Below are 20,731 nucleotides of genomic sequence, written 5' to 3' on the forward strand. Positions count from 1 at the left end.
CTAACCCTTCGTTTCTTCTACCCTCTGCTTTAAAAACTCTTCATATTTGGAGACAACATACTCCTCCTTCATTTGCATTAGATGCAGGGAGAGTGCCTCTTTATCTCTTGAACCCTTTACTTGTATCTGTTCTAACATTGCCTTAGCAAGCTCGTCTGGTTTCCCCACAGGGACAAGCGAACCAAATTTCCCTTTTAGAAGAATTTCTTCAGGCCCACACTCACATGCAGTCGATATGACCGGCTTATCTAAATAAAGTGCCTCCACAAGTACGTTTCCGAAGCCTTCCCATCTAGAACTTAACACAAACAAAGATGCCTTGCTTATATAGGCATAAGGATTATGAACAAATCCGCGGAGTTCTACCGCATGATCCATCTTTTCCTTGGAGATGATATTTTCCATCTCCCTTCTTATCGTCTGCTTCCCGTCTCCCAGGATAATTAAACGTGCATGTGGTGCGCTTGGGAGAACCTTTGCAAACGCCTTTAACATAGTAGGATAATCTTTTGCTTCAAATATCCTACCTGCAGCCACCATTGTAAAATAGTTAGGGTCATTCAACCATGGATTCTCTACCGCTTCGAGCGATTTCTCCTTTATTTTACTATTAATGACAGGATTGTAGATTACTTCTATTCTATCATTATTCAACCCCAAAAAGTTACCGGATTGTTTTGCCACACAATTAGAGACTGCTACAAAATGATCGGCACGGGGAAATAACTTTCGCATCATTGCTGGATAAAAACGGTGCAGTTTCGTCCTTGGACGCAAATAGGACTGCTTCAAGTTCGTATGCAATGCAATGATATGCTTTGTTTTCACATTTGCAGTCCTCATCGCAAGGCTTGATACGATATTGGCGTTATCAAGCCCTGACATAAGAATGTTCGGCTTATTTTCCTGCAAGTACTTTCGCAGCTTCCATACACTTAAAAACGTTTTCTTAGAGCCAAGAGGCACTAACTGTACCTTATCCGAAACTGTTTCTATCAGCTGACCCTCGCGCTTGATGAGGACGAGATCTACTTTATGCCCCTTTTCTGCCAATCCGTTTGCTAAAGTGATGACCACTTTCTCAGCTCCGCCAAAGGTTAGCACCGGAATAAACAAAGCAATATACATCACTTAGTTTTCCTTTTATCCAAGATTAGTTTTTCATAACTGTCCGCACTATTTTTTATAGTGAAGAACAACGATCGTTCAAGCAGCTTTTCTTTTGGCAACGGACTCTTAATAGTCGCATCCATCGCACGTGCTAAAGCGATATAGTCTCCTACCTTCACCAATGTACCGTACTTTCCGCCTTCTAGGATTTCACCTGGTCCACTTGGACAATTTGTGGATACAACAGGAGTCCCCACCGCAAGTGCTTCTGCCACCACATTCCCAAACCCTTCATACGCAGAAGATAGTACGAATAAATCGGCCATTCTCATATAAGGATATGGGTTGGATTGGAAGCCTACAAAGTCCACCACATCTTTCAGTTTATATTGATCCACAAGTGATAAAAGATGATTTTTTTCCGGTCCATCGCCCACCACAATCAATCGTACTTTTCTGGAATCTTGCAAGACTCTCATTGCATTTAACAAAGTAGGATAATCTTTAGCCTTATCAAATCTTCCCACCGTAACAGCAACAGGGATATCTTCCTTAAACCAAGGATGGTCCACCTCCTGCTGAGCTTTAGCGAGTAATTCTTCTGTCACAACGGGATTGTACACTACATGTATCTTTGACTTATCTATTCCTGTAATGTCATAAAGATCATCTGCTACACCCTTTGAAACGCCAACTATATGATCTGCAAAGCGGTAGAAATGCTTTACAAGACGCGCTATAAGTTTAAACGACCTGGAATTTAACACCTCTAACTGACGACTTATATTTACCCGGGTACTTACAATTAAGTTTGTCCTGGACCTTGCAAGCAATTTTGCCATGATGACCGTTAGATTTATATAATCTTTTGCAGATATAAAAGCATCTGGATTTTTTTCCATCATATAGTTCTTAATGTCTGGAATACAAGAAAGCAATCTAGGCTTATTCAGATCAATCAGATTCACACTTGCTGGAACAAGGTCCTTGTATTCCCCATTGGCATCCGCCACTATAAGGTCAACTTCATACCCTCTTTTTGTAAATTCTTCTGCGAGATTTAGCGTCATCCGTTCCACTCCGCCGCCGCCAAGGCTTGCCAAGATAAAGGCAATTCTTTTCTTTTCCATGGTGTACCCCTCAAATCTTTACAAAGTTTTTTTCAATCTTTTCATTAATATAGTTCGTGCATTCATGATATTTAATACTACAGCAGCTAGTAAAAAGGTGATGCCTCCTACTGCCAATTGAGCCATAAGGAAAAGGACACCTGTTTTATCTTGCATCGGCCATAGAGCAAGTCCCATCGCAATCGATGCCATAACAACATTGATGAAATCTTTAGCCGGGAATGGAAGTGGGTTAATTTGAATATGAACAATAATCCAACTCATCACCACGGCCGCGGCATACGCAATCACAGTCGCCATTGCCGCTCCCTCTATTCCATATTTGGGAATCAACAGAAAATTTAGAGTTACATTGAGCACAGCTGCCACAATGACCGGGAATATTTGCAAAGCCGTCTTTTGTTTTAAATGAAACATAATGTCCACGCTATACAGCTTGAATCCTTTTAACAAGGCTCCTATTGCGATATATGGCATTAGGACAAGCGCATCTTCACGGAAAGATTCACCTAAGAAAAGGTGAGCTATATTGGTGGCAATAAGTACAAACCCCGCAACTGCAGGTAATGCGATTAAAAATATTAGGCTCGTGTTTTTTCTAACCTGCTCATATGCTGCGATCTCCCCTTTTTCCTCCATTACTTTCACAGCGATTGGGAATGCTGCCAGGTTAATAATCATCATCAAAGTGAAAATTGTCTGTTCTGAAAGGTCATAGGTTACCGCATAAATACCGGTTGCACTTGTGTCCAACAAATAATTTATAATTAAGCGGTCAGAGTTATGAATAATCACACCCATCAACAACGTAATCGTTAAGGGCATTCCGTATTTCAAAAATTGTTTTAAGTAATCCGATTGGAAAGCCTTTAGGTTAACACCTAGCTTCCAATACTTCAATGTTGGCATCAACAAAGTAATCCAAAATGCCAGAATGAGTCCCGATAGCAGACCAATCTCTGCAAATCCGGCATAGATGAAAGCTGTACCAAGAACCAACCCTAATGTTGTACGACTGAACGCTAACATACCATAAGATTTGGGTGATAGTTTAGCTCGCATGAGCGTCAGATTAATACTATTCCATGATTGCGTCCATGAAAACAATAGGGTGAGAAAGATAAAAATCGGTGAGAACTCTTTTCCTTGGAAAAAGAACATAGTAATGACTCCAACAACAAGTGTCGCGACAATCAATGCTAAAAAGGATAATTTAATTGTCTCTAAAAAGCGACTATCTTCTTTATATTTAGGATAATACCGAAGCAAACTCAACTTTAGCCATTCAAAAAGAACAGCGTTCACCATTCCGGCAACCGCAAAAACCAGCGCATACATCCCGTATTCTTCAGGACTTAATAATCTAGTAAATATGGCGATACTGGCAAAGCTGACAAGTGCCGGTACACCATGTGATAAAAAATAAGCAAAAGCATGTTTTGATAGCATAAATATGGTTCCTCCACATCATCAATACAATTCCATTCATACCTCATTTATTATACATAAAAGTCGAGATAACTAAAACTTTGAGTCATATTTACTAATAGGGGATTTATTAACTTAAGTTGTACACAAAAAGCTGCCCTGCATAAGGACAGCTTTTCTAATTATTTCAAGATATTCAATTCAATTTCGCTTCTGGTACTTTCAGAAATTGCACCTGTTCCACCCAAGTAATGTACAGATGGAACGTAATGAATGTTTGTATTAATGTAACCAGAAACAGCATCTGGCAATGAATCCTTTTTCGTTAATAAAAGCGGCGCCTCCATTTTAGCTGCAAGAACCGATCCTGGAAGAGCATCAATAAATTGCTCTCCGCGTGCAAAGAAAAGGTTACGTGGATCTAAATTGTACTCATTTACAATGGCTACACTAGTTGCGTAACGGTCCGGCCCGCTGACACGCTTCACTTCATCAACAAGGCTGGACAATTTCGCTTCTACTTCATTCGACACTGCGCTTTTACCACCAATGATGGTGACCTTTTTCACATTGTTATTTCTCAAATACTCTTCGACACTTGACGATACTTCCTCAACCTTGGTAAAGAGAATCGGAATTTGGTTCAAAGCAGCATGAGATGCAACAGATAGTGCATCAGGTGAAGTAGAGCTACCTGATGTGATGATAACTTCCCCTTTTGCATCAATTTGACCTGCTACTTCCACTGAAGTGTCATAACGGTCACTACCTTTAATTCGTGTAACCTGTGTAGCATATTTGCTTAATTCCGCTACTGTTTTATCAGAAACAGCAGCTTGTCCACCTAGAACAAAAATCTGGTGAATGGTTTGTGTTGATAACAATTCTTTAACTGAACTTGGAATTTCGTCTGTTTTCACTAATAATAGAGGTGCATCATACTTTTTCGCCAACACACTTCCAGTCAGCGCATCAACGGGATTGTCTCCGCGCCCGATAACTACCGTTTGGAAGCCTTTGTCCCAGCCGTACTCAGCAATTGCAGTACTTGTTTCATAACGATCAGAGCCTCTTAAACTATTATTAATATGATCCATGAAATAATTGGCAAAAATAGTTCCAGAATAGTAGAAACCAAGAATATCAACATAGGAATCTCCTTGATCTGCCATTGCCTTGGCACCGTATTGACTCATTCCTACGCCATGGCCCCAGCCTTTACCTTTAATGTCATAGACTCCATCTTTTAACGAGATTGTTGTGACAAAGTGACTTTTAAAATCATTTATTCCGAAGATGGAACGCATGTTAGTGATTGGGCTGTTCACTTGTTGGTAAGAATGCAACTTGATTTCTGTTTGCTCTTCACCGTCAACTTCCTTTGTTTCCATTACAAAGCTTCCATCTTTATGTTGAACCATAAAATCCACAGTATAGCTACCATGTGTTCTTCTTTGACCTGGTGTTGTAGTATTGGAAACAGCCACATCTTTGATTGAAACAATTTTAATAGTTGCATCTTTTAGATCAGTAGTTTCCTTTTTTAAATAATTCTTGACGTTCGTTAACACTTTTGACTCATTTGTATTAGCAAATTTCAACGGGTTTTTCAATCCAATTTCTTGAGTGGATGCCCACCAGTCTTGAGGGGTTTTAAGGTCAAGATCCTTCAGTTCGATTTGTTGCTCTCTTAGAGAAAGATTCCAATCAAAAGCTGGATCGTTTGGATCTTCTTTTGCAGTTAAATAGTCTAACTGACTACCACCTGGCCATGCCCCTTTATTACTTTCAATATAACCACCGTTATTCGAGCTAAATACTGCATCGATTAGACGGTCATTATATGTTAGGACTTGTCCTTTTGTTTCATTAACAGCTCTATTAGTATTCTCAAACTTCGTATCATCCCACCAGATGTAACCGTCATAACGTTGTGAACCAACATCATCTGTGATTACTTGATGGACTCGTTTCAAAGCGTAAGTCCTTGCCGCAACAGCTTGAGCCTTTAGAGCTTCAATATTCCAACTAGGATAAATCTCACTCGGCAAAACGCCTTTAAGGTAATCTTCCATCGGCAATTTATTAACAGGTACCAGATAGTTATTTTCAATCATGAAACGAATGCTTCCTAGATAAGGACGTCCATTTAAGCGGATGTAATTGCTTTTTCCGTACTTAACAGGCTTTATTTCAAACGTTTGATTAAAACTTTTAATTTTTTTGCTATTTTCATAGAGTTCAATGACACTGCCATTTAATTTCACTTCATAATTTCTATCTTGCTTAAGCTCAAAACCACTGCCTACCAATTTATACGTTCCATTAAAATTGAAAGGAATTGCTTTTTTCTCTTTCAGATGGTACTTCAATTTCACTGAAACCTCATTTGGAATGGAAGCTGCAGATGAAGCCTCTACTTGTGTGAGGCTCGGCAGGAATACAAGACAAGCCACTAGCAATGAAACAATCCACTTTTTCATTTCTCTTCCCCCATTGTGTTTCTTTTCTTATTTTTCTACAACTTCAAGCTCGGATTTTCCGGAATAACCATACTCCCCTGTTACCTCATATGTTTCTTTTACTAAGCCATAGCCAGGAGCATAATAGCGTGTATAAATGGTATCAGCATCTTCTACTTCATCTGTCACTTTCTGAATGACATAGACATCCTCAAATGAACCATATTCTACATCTAGCTTGACTCCGCTTTCTACTACTTCCCAATGTGCTGTTGTTTCAGAAAGCAGCACTTCCGGGTTCTCATTTGGTGTGAAGGAATCTAGCATGTTTACAGAAGCATCATCCACAGATACCTCTTCATAAACAAGAGCCACTTCAGTTGGTGTCCATTTATAGATCTGAATAGACTGATTTCCACCAACCATCATAGCAAGCTGCACATATTCTTCATTTACTGCAATTACTTTTTCTGTAACGACAATGTCCTCGCCATCGGTGAATTTCTTTTCCCAGCCAACGCTTGGTTGATAAACCTTTAAGCCAGGATCTGAGGGAGCTTCACTTTCCTCTGCCTCTTCGGTTGAAGAATCTTCTTTAGGCTTTTCTTCTTTTTCTGTAGTATCCTCCTCATTAGTATCGGCAGAACCGGTATCTTCTGAAGTTTTATCTTGCGTTTCTTCGCTAGTTTCATTGTTTGTTACGATTTCTTTTTCTTCGGTCTTGGAGCAAGCAGAAATAATCAATAATAAGCAAGTTAAAACAATTAATAGATAAGACTTTTGCAAAACAATCACCTTTCAAAAGAAGCTCGATAAGATGATTCTTATCGAGTCTTCTGTTTGTTATTTTAATTTTGTAGTAATAGTAGAAATTTGAGTATTATTTATCGCACTTGTTCCGCCGATAACTTCTACTTTATTTACACGAACGTTATTTGTATAAGCCATAAGGAATGACTCAACATTTCTGTTTCTGCTGTCTCCTACTAATACTAGTGGAGCACCATTATGAATGGCTAATGGGGCAGAAACTAAAGCATCAGGGAAGTTTTGACCTGTTGATACAAGAACCGTCTCACCTGTAAGGTCACTTGAAAAATGCCACAATAGCTGTGCCAATGTTTCATATCTATTTGCTCCGGATAATCTGGAGATTTTACTTGCACCTGTTATGGAACCTTCTACTTTAGTTGACACCGCTGCATTTCCACCAACAATGACAACTTCTTTACCTGCCAAATAAGGGATTGCTTGTTGCGAAATCCAGCTTTGTTCAGTGAGGAGAATTCCCCAGCCCTTTTTAGCTGCAATCGGTGCAGCCGCAAGAGCATCAGCAAATCCTTGACCAGATGCTAAAAACACCCCACTTACATCACCTAGTTCAGATAGGATGGCTCTGTTCGTTTCATAGCGATCTTTACCTGAAATACGCTCTACTTCTAAACCGCTATCGCGGAGAGTGGTTTCCGCATTTTGGGGAACCGCACCATGTCCTCCGATAATCACCACTTTATTTGCTCCCAGACGAGTAATTTCAGCGAATACTTCTTCGTTAAGTTCTGTATTCCTAGAAAGTAAGATTGGAGCATTTCCGTATTTTGAAGCTAGCGGCCCAGCAGAAAGGGCATCTGCAAATGTTTTACCAGTTGCTAGGATGACCGTTTTTTCTTCTTTTGCTCCGTCAAAACCATTTGGATAGATTTTTTTTGATGTCTCAATAGCAGTCAAATATCTATCTGTACCAGAAAGTCTCTCTACATCTACGACACGACTGACTGGAACCCCGCTGATATTTGTCCAAATCACTTCGCCTGTCCCGATAACAGTAAGTTTGGAATTGGAGCTCGCCTTAGCCTTACTTAGTGCATAATCATAATCAAGATAGTTTCCTATAAGCTTATCCTGACTGTATACTTCATATTTAGAAGTTATATAGTTCGACCAAACGATGAACCCGGTTTTGTCTTGAATAACTCTTGAATCTTTTCGATTCTTTGCAAAATTAATGGCATCTTGTTCTGTATAGAACTCTTGCAATAAACCATTTACCTTATCGTAAACTTTATATTTATCACTTGTGAAGATGGTTTGTTGCTTATCTTTGTCCCAAACTTCAACAAATTTAGTTTGTTTTTTTGCATAGTTCAGTGCATCTTCTTTTTTATTCAAAAGTAGCTAATTTATTGCGATCTTTATCATACACTTCATAAATTTTGAAGTAATTGATGACCGCTGTAGCCAATCCTTGAGCAGCATTTTGCTGGAATTGAGAAGTTTTGATTATCTTCTCTTCTTCCTTGTTCGACATGAAGCCAAGCTCAACAAGTACAGATGGCATTTGCGCGTTTCTGATAACGAAAAATGCTTGGTGGTTGTGAACGCCTCTATCAATGTATCCCTTTTCAACCTGTCTAATTTTACCTAGGGTTGAATTATGTACTAATCTAGCAAACTTTCCACTTTCTTCAGCTAATCCTACCTGTATTGGGTCAGGTGGATATTGCTTTTCCGACTCACTCATCGCACTGTAATCATAGTAATAAGTTTCAAACCCTTTTGCCACTTGAGAAGTTGGATGTGCGTTATGGTGAATCGAAAGAAACAAACTTTCATCATTGTTGCCTTTAACAAAATTATTTGCCACTACCATTCTTTGAATCAAGTCTTCCTTTGAAGTTGCAGCGAAATCTTTATTATTGGATTCACGTGTCATATAAACTTTGATGTCTGTGTTCTTTAGTAATTCTTTTAAACGGATTGCTACATCTAAATTAGCATGTTTCTCACAATAACCAGTTTGGTTACCTGAGAATCCACACGTACCGGAGAATTTCCCACCATGCCCCGGATCAATAACTAGTACCTTCTCTGCAAAAGAAACAATCGGTGCCATAAAAAATAGGAACACTAGCAAACTACAAATCTTAAAATAATTCACAATTAACACTTAACCTCCCAAGAATGAAAAAATTATCGAATCTTGCTATATTATACCATCGTATATTACAGAATTGTGTCGTTTTTTACATTTTTTCCTTTTACAAATTGAACCAATTTTAAAAATAGTTATTAAGCTTAGTCTTGACGCACGTATCAAGGTAATTTTACCCAGTAAAAATGAGTACTATCTACTATATATAAAATGGATAAATTCTAATAGAAAAAGCCGCCAGAGGTTTCCCTCTAGCGGCTTTAATACAATTAATCTATTACTTTACGATTTTTGCTAAGTGCTCAAACACTGTAGCAGATACAGCATTTTCTCCACCAATAACAGTTAAAGTATCTACTCCCTCAGAAGCTACGAAACCTTCAACATGGCCAGAGACGCTAGTACCAACTAGTAAAATACCAGTGTGGTCATTAGCAGCAAGTGCCGCACCAGCTAGTGCATCGGCAAACTGCTTGCCTGTTGCAACATAATAATGGTTTGCATCTAAACCAAAGTGCTTTGCAACATTTACAGCAGTTTCATAACGATCTTTTCCTCCAATTCTCTTAGGATTTGGTAGGGATTTCAATACGTTATCAGAAACAGCAGCTGTTCCACCCACAACAATGGCTTGTTTAGGGCTAAGTGCGATTAATGCTGCATTAGTTTGTTTTGGTAATTCTTTTTGATCCGTTAATAGAATTGGCATGCCGTTTTGTGCTGCATAAGAAGCAACAGATAAAGCATCTGGGAAGTTCTTGCCATTAACAACAACTACTCCATTCGCTCCATTTGGTGCAACTTCTGTAGCAATTGCTCCAGCAGTAGACCATCTATCAGAACCGGATAGGCGTTTCACTTCCAGACCATGCGCTTTGAAAGTATCTTCTACATCTTTGCTTACAGCTGCAGTTCCACCAAGGATGTAAACTTTCTTCGCACCTAATCTCTCAATCTCAGCTTTTGTAGCATCTGGTAGAGATGCAGTCTTTGTTAATAGTAGTGGTGCATTGTATTTATGAGCCAACGGTACACCAGCAAGTGCATCTGCATAGTTGTCTCCACGTGCAATAACTACTACATCCGACTGTTCCCAACCTTCTTTACTTAATTCTACTGCAGTAGCATAACGATCTGCACCTCTTAAGCGATCAACACGCTCTGCAACTTCATTACGGTAAACAGTTACTTCTTTCGTTACTGTGTTTCCACCTAGGTCTGTTAAAGTGAAGACAAAGTGGTTGTTTCCTGGTTCTAGACTTAGTGTAGTATCATATTCCACGCTAGCAGGCTCCATGATTTTCACAGGACTTGTGAAAGGCTGTTCAAATTCATGATTATCATCTACGTGAAGAGAAACGTAGTTGAAGTTGTCTTCTAATAGAGTAGTAGCTGTTACTTCTTCTACATCCATATCAACAAACTTCGGCACATCTACAGTTAAAGTTGGCACTGTTGTGTCAACGAAAACCTTTCTGGAAATTCCAAATTCATTACCTGCGCCATCCAGGGCAGTGATAAGAACATCGTAATATCCATCTTCTTCATATGTTACTGTCGTTTCGAATTTGTAGCGGTCTTCTCCCTCTTCATTTACAAGAGTCGTAGCTACTTCATTACCATTTACCATCACTTTTTCAACACGAACGTCATCTGTAACATAACCAGACACAGGAACTTCATTTGTTGCATATGCTCCAAATGGTTCTGGATCCATCATAAATATTACAGGCTCTGTACCGTCACCAAAAGTGAAAGTATCAAAACCGATATTCATTACTTTGTCTACTGCAAGAACTTCAATGTCATTAATATCAGAAGTAGGTAATGTTACGCTTGTAGCATCAGCGGCAAGTTCCATCGCTTCACCATTGACATAAACAAGGATTAAATCAATTCCAACTCCTGAGTCAGTAGCAGTCCACTCAAGCTCACCAGTCTCTTCATCGAAAGATGTGATTTCCACTGCTGGAGCAGTAGTATCAACAACAACCGGAATCTTTTTGGATTGCCATTTATCTGTACCATCAACTAGAGCGTTGATTTCATAATAGTATTTACCGTCTGCAACTACATTGCCCTTAACCGTACCATCCCATGCACGATCAGCATTCAATGAGTAGTATGAGCCGTTTCCAGCATTATAATAAGTCTTTCTTACGTAGTTGGTAGATAATATTCTACGAACCTGCTTCCCATTTTCGTCAAGTACATTGTATTGTACTTCTTTTGCATTACGAAGGTATGCATTAATGAAGTTAATGTCATCGTTCCAAGCATCTCCATTAGGGCTGATACCGTAATAAAGGTTCCCTTCTTTATCTTCCAAGTGATCGATGAAGAATACATCTCCGTCAATTGCGTCAGACGGGAATCCTGCTTCATAATACTTGTCTTCTTCAAGTACTTTAAAACCGTCCATTACAGAAGGCTCGCTCCAATCACCATAGAAGCCTAAGAATGGAACAGAAAGATCTGCTTCATATTCATGAGAAAGTGTTACAAAACCTTCTACAAAAATATTTTTCACAAGATCCATACTTTTAGGTGTGCCATCCACTGTGTAACCAGGAACTTTTGCATTTGCCAAGTCAATGGAAACAGTGAATTCTTTCGTTTCACCAGCTGCTAATGTAAGCTCTTTAGGAGCTGTCACTTTCGCACCTTCTAAAGCACCAGTTGTTAATGCATTTAGAGTTGGCCCATTTTCTTGCTCTAAGAAAGAGTCTGTTAAAACAGAAGTATCAACTTTGTATGAAACTTCGTAATCTGCAATATTAGTAGCAGAAAGAGTGAAACTTACTTTAGTGGAATCAAATGCTTTTAATTCTACTTTACCTTCACCGCTATTCTTTTCTACTACATATGCAGGTGTATCTACTGCTGCAAAAAGTTGCATCATTCCTGCACCTTGTCGGCGAGGAGAATAGTCATTACCATACAAATCTTCGATGCTGTCAGCAGTGTTCATCATCAAAGCTTTTGCTAATCTCGTACGCTCTTCAGCGTTCAGATCAGTAAATCTCTCATCAGTTTTCAAGTATTGTTGAACTAGTGCAGCACCACCAGCTACGTGAGGAGCAGCCATGGAAGTACCACTTTTCACACCATACTTATCGTCATTTAATGTAGAGTAGATGTTTCCACCAGGTGCTGTTATTTCTGGCTTTAACTCTAAGCTCGGAGTAGTACCCCAAGAAGTAAACTCTGTCATTCTACCCATTTCCGGGCTTTCTTTCTGATTTAATTGCTCTACGTTTCCGTCTGTATTACCATTTTCAAGAGCTTCTACGATAGCTTGTCCGTCCTCATAGCTAAGCTTCATGAACGGAACAGCCCAACCACCTTGGTCTTCATAGAACAATGCTTCTGGATCATGGTTGTAAACGACAACCCCTGCTGCTCCTGCTGCAGCAGCATTTTGAGTTTTGTCGAAGAACGTTAATTCTCCACGTGACATCACTACTACTTTGCCAGTAACGTCCACACCTTGGTAATCTTCAGGATGACCAAGTCCATCTAATAAAAACAGTTCCACTTCTGCAAGGTCTTCCCAGCTATCAATGCCGTATCCAACCCCTCCAAAGTCTGTTCCATCGATAGTTAAAGAGTGTTGATATAAGTAAGCTGTGTTACCTGAAGCAGCTACTTGTAAAGTATCTTTGTTAAGACCTGGCGCTCCAACTACTCCAATATCAGGATTCTGGAATAATGGATTATCCCAACCGTATCCGATATGACCGGAGTTACCAGCAGATACAGAAGAAACGATTCCGTTTTCTACTGCACGTGTAATTGCTACATCTTCAGCACTATCCGCTTCATAGAAAGAAGCAGTAGAACCTAAACTCATGTTCAGCACATCTGCACCTAGTTTGATAGAATCATCGATTGCAGCAAGGTAAATATCTGACCAAGTAGAAGGATATAAAGGATCATTTGAGAATACTTTCATCCCTAATACTTGCGCTTCAGGTGCAACACCCATGATTTCTCCATTTGCAACTACGGTACCAGCGACGTGCATCCCGTGCTCAGATGGAGCAGGTCCTACATCTTTAATTTCGTAGTTTTGGTCATAGTAGTTATAGCCATAAGGTACTTTATCAGTATAGAATTTCCCTTTAAGGCCTTCAGAGTTTACTAGGCCATCTACTAGGTCTTTCGTTAAGTATTCTTCCGTGTCATCACTTAACACGAAATCTTTGTGAGAAGGATCTACTCCTGAGTCAATTACCGAAACGACCATACCTTCTCCCTTGAAATGAGCATCAGCCCAAACTTGCATGGATTGAATGTAATCATGACTAGTAGTCATGTTTGGTTCAAATTCTGGACGATTATACTCATTTGCTAAGTATACGTTCGCTACCCCATTTAAAGCTTCTATTTTCTTAATGTCACCAAACATCACTTCACCACTGAAGCCGTTGAAGGCTGTAGTAAATTGTTGCTTGTACTCCATAGATAAACCTTTAGAAGAAATAGCAGATTTTACAGTAGCCTGCTGTTTTTCAACTGTATCTACCAAAGATTTTTTAGTAGACTCATCAAGGTCTTTATAAAGAACATTTTTCTTTGTTGCATATTGAATTGGTGCTTCTCCATCCAATTCAACAATTACACGGACTTTATCCGTTGCTGAAAAAGCAGCCTTCGCTGCATCAGCGGCTTCCTCAAACTTTTGTCTTTCATCAAGCATTTGTCTTACTTCTTTTAGATCAATCCCATTAGGTGTTTTCGTTACCGATGTAGCACCAACAGCAAATTGCAGGTTGGAGAACACTAGTAAGAAAGCCACAAAACCTAGAAAGTACTTACGAAGTTGCACTAACAAAAACCTCCCCCAAATATTGTTGAAAAATGAAACGATACGTAAAAAGATAGTCCTCCTTTCTTCCTACATAAGATTTCAAATTACACTATAATTTTACAGAGGGTTTACTTTTTAGTCAATTGTTTATCTTTTAAATATTTAGAATATTATTTGTTGCATAGAAAAAGGAGCCTCTAGTAAAAGATTGGCTCCTTTATAAAACTATTTTACTATATTTGCATTTACTGACTTTGTCCCGCCATAGATGTAATAATGCTCAACCTTCGCTTCTTTTAAATATCCGGTAAGATTATTTATCATCGCTTGCCCATTTACTAATACTATTGGCATATTGTTCTTGGATGAAAAATTGCTTCCGCTCAATGCATCTGGGAACATTTTGCCGCTTGCTACTCCTACAGCTACACTTTCTGGATAGAACTTCTCGGCTACTTCAACTGAAGTCAAGTATCTATTAGTACCTGACACTCTAGAAACATCTTTGACCCCGGCAGCTTTCAACTTATTTACCGCATCTTCTGTAACCGCCTACCTTCCACCTACTACAGTGACTTTCTTACTTTGTTTAGTATTACATAATTATCCAATTCTTTTGTCAGAGTAATCTTGGTGGTATTAAGCAATATAGGTGTCGTAGTATTTGATGCGTATGGGGCGATACTTAAAGCATCAGCAAAGTCTAAACCTGATACTACTATAATTTCCTGTTGATTTTTCTTCACTTTTTTTGCTATTTCAATAGAAGTTTTTGTTCTATTTTCACCAGAGATTCTATCTATTTTAAAGGATTTTTTTATGTTTTTTACCATATTGGAAGAAATTTCTTTTATTCCTCCAAGGATAATTACTTTGCCTTCTTTCTTCAAAAGACGCTTCAATTCATTTATTGCATTTTGTAGAACTTTGTCGTTATCGTTAACTAGCAGAGTAGTTCCGTTCATAACTTAATTCAATACGACCCCTGCCTCCTGCTAGAATCGCTCAATTTTGCATACAAAAAAAGAACGCAACCTTAGTCACGTTTTTTACATCAGAACCTACACTCTCACATATTTCTTATTAGCATGCATGACCACCGCAACGACGGACCAGAACACTATAAATAAGCCACTGTAGAAGAAATGCGGATACGCCACTCTTCCCTCTAAAAACTCAAACAATAATGAAGCCAGAGATCCTTCTCTTTCAAATAGATTAATAACAATCTTCCCGAATAACAGGAATACAAGCATCTTCCCAAAATAAATTAAAAAGCTGTTTCGTCCAAATGCCTCTAAGTACCAAAGAGGGATTCCTGTAAGCTTCCCTTGCTTCCTTTCTCTTGTATCAATAAGGTAAAAGAGAATCGCCAGAAGTAGCAAGGTCAATCCGCTTGCTAGGATCGCAAAAGAAGGCGTCCATAACCGCTTATTTAATTCTATAAAGTTATTAAAAATAAATGCTAACGATATGAGTCCTATAGAGATACCAAAAACTCGTTGAAGAATCTGTTTTCTACCATTTAACACCAGCCCCACCGCAAAACCAAAAGCTACATTAGACAAGGCACTAAATATAGACAAAATCCCCTCAGGATCAAATCCTTTCTCTCCTTGTGCATACATATGTTTTTCACCGAACACCAACACATCTACCACTCCTGAAGGATTACAATCTCGCTGAGGCACTCCTCCTTCACATCCTACGCTCGAAATCACCAGAATCGACAAATAGGCGGTGGCAATAACCATCCCTAATGCCAGCATGCTCTTCCAACCCTTTGCCAAGTAAGATAGAACAACCACTCCAAGACCAGTAATCGCAAATAATTGCAACACACCTGTAAACCTTAAAGTAGATAAATCAAAACTCCATGAAGCTATTAGGTTAAAAAGAAGTCCGTATAGAACCAGTAAAAAAGTTCTCCTTAAAAGGTCTTTCCACCTCACACCCTTCCGATATACAATAGCTAAACCGATACCGTAAACAGTTAGAAAAGCAGGAAAAACAAGGTCTGTAATCGTCAAACCGTACCAATATGCATGACGGAGAAAGTCGTATTCCGCTCCCCCAGGCAAGGCACTGACAAATACTGATACTAGGACGACAATCCCCCTAGTAACATCTATTGATCTATATCTTTTTTTCGTGATATGATTATTAGTTTCCATAATTTTTGTTCCTACACTTTCATCTATAAAGTTTGATAAAATGATTGTAGCATACTTGTTGAACAGGAAAGGAATACAGATGAAAAAAATGATACTTCTATTTACACTTATACTAGCAGGCTGTTCAGCCACCAAGAATGATCAGGTTGACGTTTTCTATTCCCCACATCCAGATGATGAAGTTCTTAGTCTGGGACCAGCTATCATTCATGCTTTATCTTCAAGCAAAGAAGTACATGTTGTACTTCTTTCTAAAGGGAAAGCTAGCAAAGCCATCAATACAGTAAACGAACAGTTGGAATTGGAAGGCCAACCTCCAATCTCAGTTGATGAGTTTGGGGATGCAAGAGCAACAGAATTTAAGACGGCAGTTAGTGTTCTTGGTGTGAAAGCATCCAACGTCACAATCCTTGATCTGCCAGATGGAAAACTAAACAAAGATGATATATCAAATATCATTCTCCACAAAGATAAACTTGATGATAAAGTCATACACCATGTTATGAGTGATAAAGATCCTCACTCTGATCATTCTGTCACTGGACAGGCACTTCAAGACTTAATAGATGAAGAAATAGTGCATAATGGAAAATTCTATTTTCCTGTCCAAGAACACGAAAATTTCCCTTTTGATAACAAAATAAAACTTATAAACAAAGATCAAAAATCCCGCATGAAAGATGCTTTAGAAGCTTATGAAAAATGGGATCCTGCTTCCGGCAGTTATTCCATAGGCAAAATTTCTGTCCCAGATTACTTTATTTCAGCAAAAAAACAATATGGAAAGCCGGTACCATTACACACCAATAAAAAAACAGGATGGAAAACAATTGTTTTCCATCCGTTTTTTTCAATGATAACGTTTAGCGCCAAGATATCTTGGGTAAAAGTAACTATTGGACATTTCATCAATTGTCACGCCAACATTAGATCCAGCTGATTTGGCATGGATGAATTTGTTATTCCCGATATAAATGCCTGCATGGGAAGCTCCATTGTAGCTTGGGTCTGTTTTGAAAAATACAATGTCTCCAACCTCTAGCTTGGAAACCGATTTACCACCAGAATATAGGTCCCGCGTAGTTCTAGGTGTACTAATTCCATGTTTCTCAAACACGAATTTAATGTATCCACTACAATCAAAACCTGATGGAGTGGTACCGCCGTATTGATAAGGAGTACCTAAGTACTGTTTAGCAGTGTTCACAAGGGCATCTGTGTTGAAAGCAAGTACATTTTCCACATTCGAAGAAACCGCACTTGTCCCACCAATAATGGAAGCTTGAGAAGAGCTTACAGAATTTAAAACAGTCTGAACAGATGAAGGAACCTTGTCCTTTTGAACCAATACAAGGGATGAATCTTTCTTTGCAGCTAAGACAGAACCTGTTAATGCATCTGCATAACTTTGACCTGTTGCCACATATACATTTTCCCCAAACTGAACGTTAAGACCATTGACTACTTTCGACACAGTGTCATACCGATCTTTTCCGGAGTATCTTTTGGCATTTGGTACATCTTTCATAATCTTGTCAGAAATTACGCCTGTTCCACCAACGACAATTGTATTTTTATATTTAGAGAGTACCTTTTTGGTTGCAGAAGGCAAAGAGTCTGTCTTTGTTAACAAAATAGGATAGCCTTTTCTGGCTGCATGCGAAGCAATTGCTAAGCTATCAGGGAAATTTTTCCCATAAACAAGTACTGCAGTATCCGTCTGGCCCGCTAACTTCTCTGCAATTTTAACAGATGTTGAATATCTGTCCGTGCCGCTAATTCTTTCTATATTTGTAATGCCAATCTTTTTTAACTGAGTTTCTACATTTGCAGTAACTACACTTGTGCCACCAAGGATGATGACATGTTTAGCCTTTAGTCTTGTTATTTCATTCTTTGTTTCACTAGGAAGAGAACTATTTTGTGTTAATAAGATAGGTGCATTCAGTGAATAGGCAAGCGGTGTACCGGTCAGTGCATCAGGAAATTGATTTCCGGCTGCGATAATTACCGTATTAGAGCTTGTCCACCCTTTCTTAGAAACCGCCACTGCAGTTTCATATCTATTTTCCCCATTGATTCTATCAACATTAAAACTGTTTGCATAATTAACGGAAGGCAAAGTGACAATAACGACCATACCAAGAACCAGAACGACTATGTATCGTTTCCATGCTGAAGTCTTCATTTTTTCCCCCTAAATCTACATATTATTACATAATTCCTTACTCATTATAACACTAGTAAAATAGTCCGAATATTAAAATTCAGTAACAAAAAAGCGCTATAATGTAATATTATAGACGCTTTTTTGGCCAAGACTATTTAACTAGATTAATAACGGTATCTGTTCGTACAGCAGAAGTACCACCCAAAACAGATATACGGGAAAAATCTCTAACGCGTGCCAACTGCAGCGTTTCCGTTGGTAAGTATGTTGGATTCACAAGTAGAAGTGGCGCATTCCTTTTGGCAGCCAATACTGATCCAGTCAATGCATCTGGAAAGTCTGTCCCACTTACAGCCAACCCTTCATTTGATGAAAAGTCGAACTGTGTGCCAATTTTATAAGCTGTTTCATACCTTGTTGCTCCTGAAATCCTGGTAGCTTTAGGCATTCCATTTAATAGATTTTTATTCACAACAGCAGTACCACCAACAACAATAGTTTTACTCGCTGAGTTAAGAATCGTTTTTGTAGCACCTGGAATATAGGTCTTTTCAGTCAATAAAATCGGGATACCGTTTCTTGCTGCATATGGAGCGATAGCAAGTGCATCAGGGAATCCATAACCATTTGCTACAACAACAGTGGAAAAGTTTGTCCCCATTTCATTTGCAATCAATTTAGCCGTTTCAAAACGGTTAGCCCCTGCAATTCTTTTTACCTCCATCCCCATATTACGGACATTTGTTGAGACTGTATTAGAAACAGCCCCTGTTCCTCCGAGGATAACAACATTCTTTGCACCCAAACGTACCAACTCGTTTTTCGTTTCTTCTGTTAGTTCATTTTTCTTAGTCAGAAGAATAGGTGCATTCAACTTATATGCAAGTGGAGTTCCAGCCAATGCATCAGGGAAGTTGTCACCACGAGCGAGCACAACTGTGTCCGCTTTATCCCATCCAGCTTTAGAAATACTTACAGCTGTCGCATAACGATTAGGTCCTGAAATACGGACGTTTTCAAGATAACTTGACGCGATGAAATACGTTTCATTTGAACTCATATCTTTCACAGGGTACCAGACAAAATGGTTGCTGCTATTATTCCCTGCTTGATAAGGACCAACAATCTGCAGCGTTTCACCTGCTGTAGTCATTCTTATCTCCGAACCCTCCGGAGACTTTCTTAACCTGACTCCGCTTTCCGTCGCTTTTACAAGGTCATTTTTTGAGAAAAAGTGCTTGGAAATGGTGAAAGGCCCACTCACATAATAATGATTTTTTCTAAAAAGAAGCGATCCTGCATCGTTGTAGTAAATATCGTTTCTTAATTGGGTTTCTGGAAATTTTGTAACCGTCAACTGCGCCATGCGCTCGATATGACGATAAATGACATCTTGGTACGTATTATCGGGATAATATTGCGGATCATTTCTACGTGAAATGCCATTATAAGCCATAACCGCAAAGTACCAATCCTCTATTACAGCCATGTCATTCCCATTAATTTTCGGGATACGCCCCCAGCTGCTGTAGTTCCACTTTTCCTTTAATATCCTTAAGCCTTCTTGAATATTGTAACGAATATCTTCTTTTAACCTAAGTTCACGTTCAGCGGTCATATTTGGCTCAGTAATTTGCATAATACCAATACCACCGTCAAAGGAAACCACCGGATCTCCCTTTTTCCAAAGACCACTTGGATCATTTGTTGTACGGAATTGTCTCCAAGAACTTTCTTGCCATGCAATCGCCTTTACAAGTTCTGGAGGAACACCTGCGATAATTGCTTCCTGCGTTAACATGCTATTCAATTCAGCGTTCGTAGGATTCTCACCTAAAATACGATTATCCCCAGTAGCTTGAAAAGAATAACCCTCTGTAACAGTTTCTTTAGTAAGTTTTTGCTTTACACCTTTCTCTACTAAAGTTAGAGAACCATCTTCAGACTGCGTATATGTATCTTTTAGTAGCGTGACACTATCTATAAGACTTTCATTCGCATCTGCATAGGTTACTTCTATTCTGTCAGTATCAACACTTACAGAACCCATCTTATAATCTTCTGATAAGTATACTTGCTTTGAAGTACCATCCGACAGTTCCAATAAGATGAATTGCATATAACCGCCTGTACCTTGTTTTTTATTTTCTAGTAACACATACCCTTTATTGTTAACATTCCAAGTGGATACTGTGGAAAATTCAGCAAGATCCATCACTAATTCTTCTAGCAATTTCCCTTCAAAATAAACACTTGCAGTAGAAGTCTCTCCATTAGAAACCGATACTTCATATTCCCCTAGCGACACTGTAGCATTTCCGCTTGGATGAACAGAATGATTCTCCGCCTTCCATTCTGCGTGGCCTTTGTCTACAGCCAGTACCAGCAAAAGTAACAAACACAACTTTACGGCAATAATACTTTTTTGCACGAAAAACTTTCCTCCTTGTTGTAAAACTACAATTATTTCATTACAGTATTAATTTTATCAAATAGATTACAAGAGAATGAA

The 20,731-nt window shown here is 38.9% G+C and carries 14 protein-coding genes; 1 reads left to right on the plus strand and 13 read right to left on the minus strand.

The genetic code is table 11. From position 1 onward, the window contains the following. From M313_RS0115210 to M313_RS0115260, 11 genes are all read right to left on the minus strand, one after another. Window positions 1-1,128 (minus strand): glycosyltransferase, encoded by a 1,128-nt coding sequence (locus M313_RS0115210; RefSeq protein WP_010197238.1) that lies wholly within the window; start codon window positions 1,126-1,128, stop codon window positions 1-3. Then, window positions 1,128-2,240, minus strand: coding sequence for a glycosyltransferase (locus M313_RS0115215; RefSeq protein WP_010197241.1), 1,113 nt, complete (start codon window positions 2,238-2,240; stop codon window positions 1,128-1,130). The genes M313_RS0115210 and M313_RS0115215 overlap by 1 nt, the downstream gene beginning before the upstream one ends. Window positions 2,241-2,258: 18 nt before the next feature. After that, window positions 2,259-3,689: an oligosaccharide flippase family protein gene (locus tag M313_RS0115220; RefSeq protein ID WP_010197244.1), complete on the minus strand. Its 1,431-nt coding sequence runs from the start codon at window positions 3,687-3,689 to the stop codon at window positions 2,259-2,261. A 161-nt stretch (window positions 3,690-3,850) separates the two neighbouring features. After that, window positions 3,851-6,151, minus strand: a complete 2,301-nt coding sequence (locus tag M313_RS24665; protein ID WP_010197247.1) for a SpoIID/LytB domain-containing protein — start codon at window positions 6,149-6,151, stop codon at window positions 3,851-3,853. Window positions 6,152-6,178: 27 nt separating this feature from the next. Then, on the minus strand, window positions 6,179-6,916 hold the full coding sequence (locus M313_RS0115230; protein ID WP_010197249.1) for a hypothetical protein: 738 nt from the start codon (window positions 6,914-6,916) through the stop codon (window positions 6,179-6,181). A gap of 57 nt (window positions 6,917-6,973) precedes the next feature. Then, window positions 6,974-8,299 carry a cell wall-binding repeat-containing protein gene (locus M313_RS23745; RefSeq protein ID WP_010197250.1) on the minus strand — a complete coding sequence of 442 codons (1,326 nt, stop codon included), beginning with the start codon at window positions 8,297-8,299 and terminating at the stop codon, window positions 6,974-6,976. After that, window positions 8,292-9,068 (minus strand): N-acetylmuramoyl-L-alanine amidase family protein, encoded by a 777-nt coding sequence (locus M313_RS0115240; RefSeq protein ID WP_010197251.1) that lies wholly within the window; start codon window positions 9,066-9,068, stop codon window positions 8,292-8,294. Before M313_RS0115240 ends, M313_RS23745 begins: the two co-directional genes overlap by 8 nt. A gap of 271 nt (window positions 9,069-9,339) precedes the next feature. Then, complete coding sequence (locus M313_RS0115245; RefSeq protein ID WP_010197254.1) at window positions 9,340-13,893, minus strand: cell wall-binding repeat-containing protein; 4,554 nt, start codon at window positions 13,891-13,893, stop codon at window positions 9,340-9,342. A 207-nt stretch (window positions 13,894-14,100) separates the two neighbouring features. Further along, window positions 14,101-14,367: a cell wall-binding repeat-containing protein gene (locus M313_RS0115250; protein WP_157182481.1), complete on the minus strand. Its 267-nt coding sequence runs from the start codon at window positions 14,365-14,367 to the stop codon at window positions 14,101-14,103. 74 nt (window positions 14,368-14,441) lie between these two features. Next, window positions 14,442-14,840, minus strand: coding sequence for a cell wall-binding repeat-containing protein (locus M313_RS0115255; RefSeq protein WP_010197260.1), 399 nt, complete (start codon window positions 14,838-14,840; stop codon window positions 14,442-14,444). 96 nt (window positions 14,841-14,936) lie between these two features. Continuing rightward, on the minus strand, window positions 14,937-16,049 hold the full coding sequence (locus tag M313_RS0115260; protein WP_010197262.1) for a heparan-alpha-glucosaminide N-acetyltransferase domain-containing protein: 1,113 nt from the start codon (window positions 16,047-16,049) through the stop codon (window positions 14,937-14,939). Between the two features lie 79 nt (window positions 16,050-16,128). Here M313_RS0115260 and M313_RS0115265 point away from each other — a divergent pair, with 79 nt between their 5' ends. After that, window positions 16,129-16,989 carry a PIG-L deacetylase family protein gene (locus M313_RS0115265; RefSeq protein WP_029326549.1) on the plus strand — a complete coding sequence of 287 codons (861 nt, stop codon included), beginning with the start codon at window positions 16,129-16,131 and terminating at the stop codon, window positions 16,987-16,989. Here the strand turns inward: M313_RS0115265 and M313_RS0115270 are convergent. Beyond that, window positions 16,900-18,237 carry a cell wall-binding repeat-containing protein gene (locus tag M313_RS0115270; protein ID WP_010197268.1) on the minus strand — a complete coding sequence of 446 codons (1,338 nt, stop codon included), beginning with the start codon at window positions 18,235-18,237 and terminating at the stop codon, window positions 16,900-16,902. The genes M313_RS0115265 and M313_RS0115270 overlap by 90 nt on opposite strands. A gap of 133 nt (window positions 18,238-18,370) precedes the next feature. Next, the gene (locus tag M313_RS24670; protein WP_010197270.1) at window positions 18,371-20,650 is read right to left on the minus strand and encodes a cell wall-binding repeat-containing protein; all 2,280 of its coding nucleotides are present in this window, start codon (window positions 20,648-20,650) and stop codon (window positions 18,371-18,373) included. Window positions 20,651-20,731 lie beyond the last annotated feature (81 nt).

Source organism: Bacillus sp. m3-13 (assembly GCF_000175075.1).
GTDB lineage: Bacteria > Bacillota > Bacilli > Bacillales > Bacillaceae_I > Sutcliffiella_A > Sutcliffiella_A horikoshii_C.

Coding starts and splice junctions, on each gene's coding strand:
- M313_RS0115270 (WP_010197268.1), bottom strand. CDS start 18,237: ATGAAGACTTCAGCATGGAAACGATACATAGTCGTTCTGGTTCTTGGT.
- M313_RS0115215 (WP_010197241.1), bottom strand. CDS start 2,240: ATGGAAAAGAAAAGAATTGCCTTTATCTTGGCAAGCCTTGGCGGCGGC.
- M313_RS0115265 (WP_029326549.1), top strand. CDS start 16,129: ATGAAAAAAATGATACTTCTATTTACACTTATACTAGCAGGCTGTTCA.
- M313_RS0115220 (WP_010197244.1), bottom strand. CDS start 3,689: ATGCTATCAAAACATGCTTTTGCTTATTTTTTATCACATGGTGTACCG.
- M313_RS0115260 (WP_010197262.1), bottom strand. CDS start 16,049: ATGGAAACTAATAATCATATCACGAAAAAAAGATATAGATCAATAGAT.
- M313_RS0115210 (WP_010197238.1), bottom strand. CDS start 1,128: ATGTATATTGCTTTGTTTATTCCGGTGCTAACCTTTGGCGGAGCTGAG.
- M313_RS24665 (WP_010197247.1), bottom strand. CDS start 6,151: ATGAAAAAGTGGATTGTTTCATTGCTAGTGGCTTGTCTTGTATTCCTG.
- M313_RS0115255 (WP_010197260.1), bottom strand. CDS start 14,840: ATGAACGGAACTACTCTGCTAGTTAACGATAACGACAAAGTTCTACAA.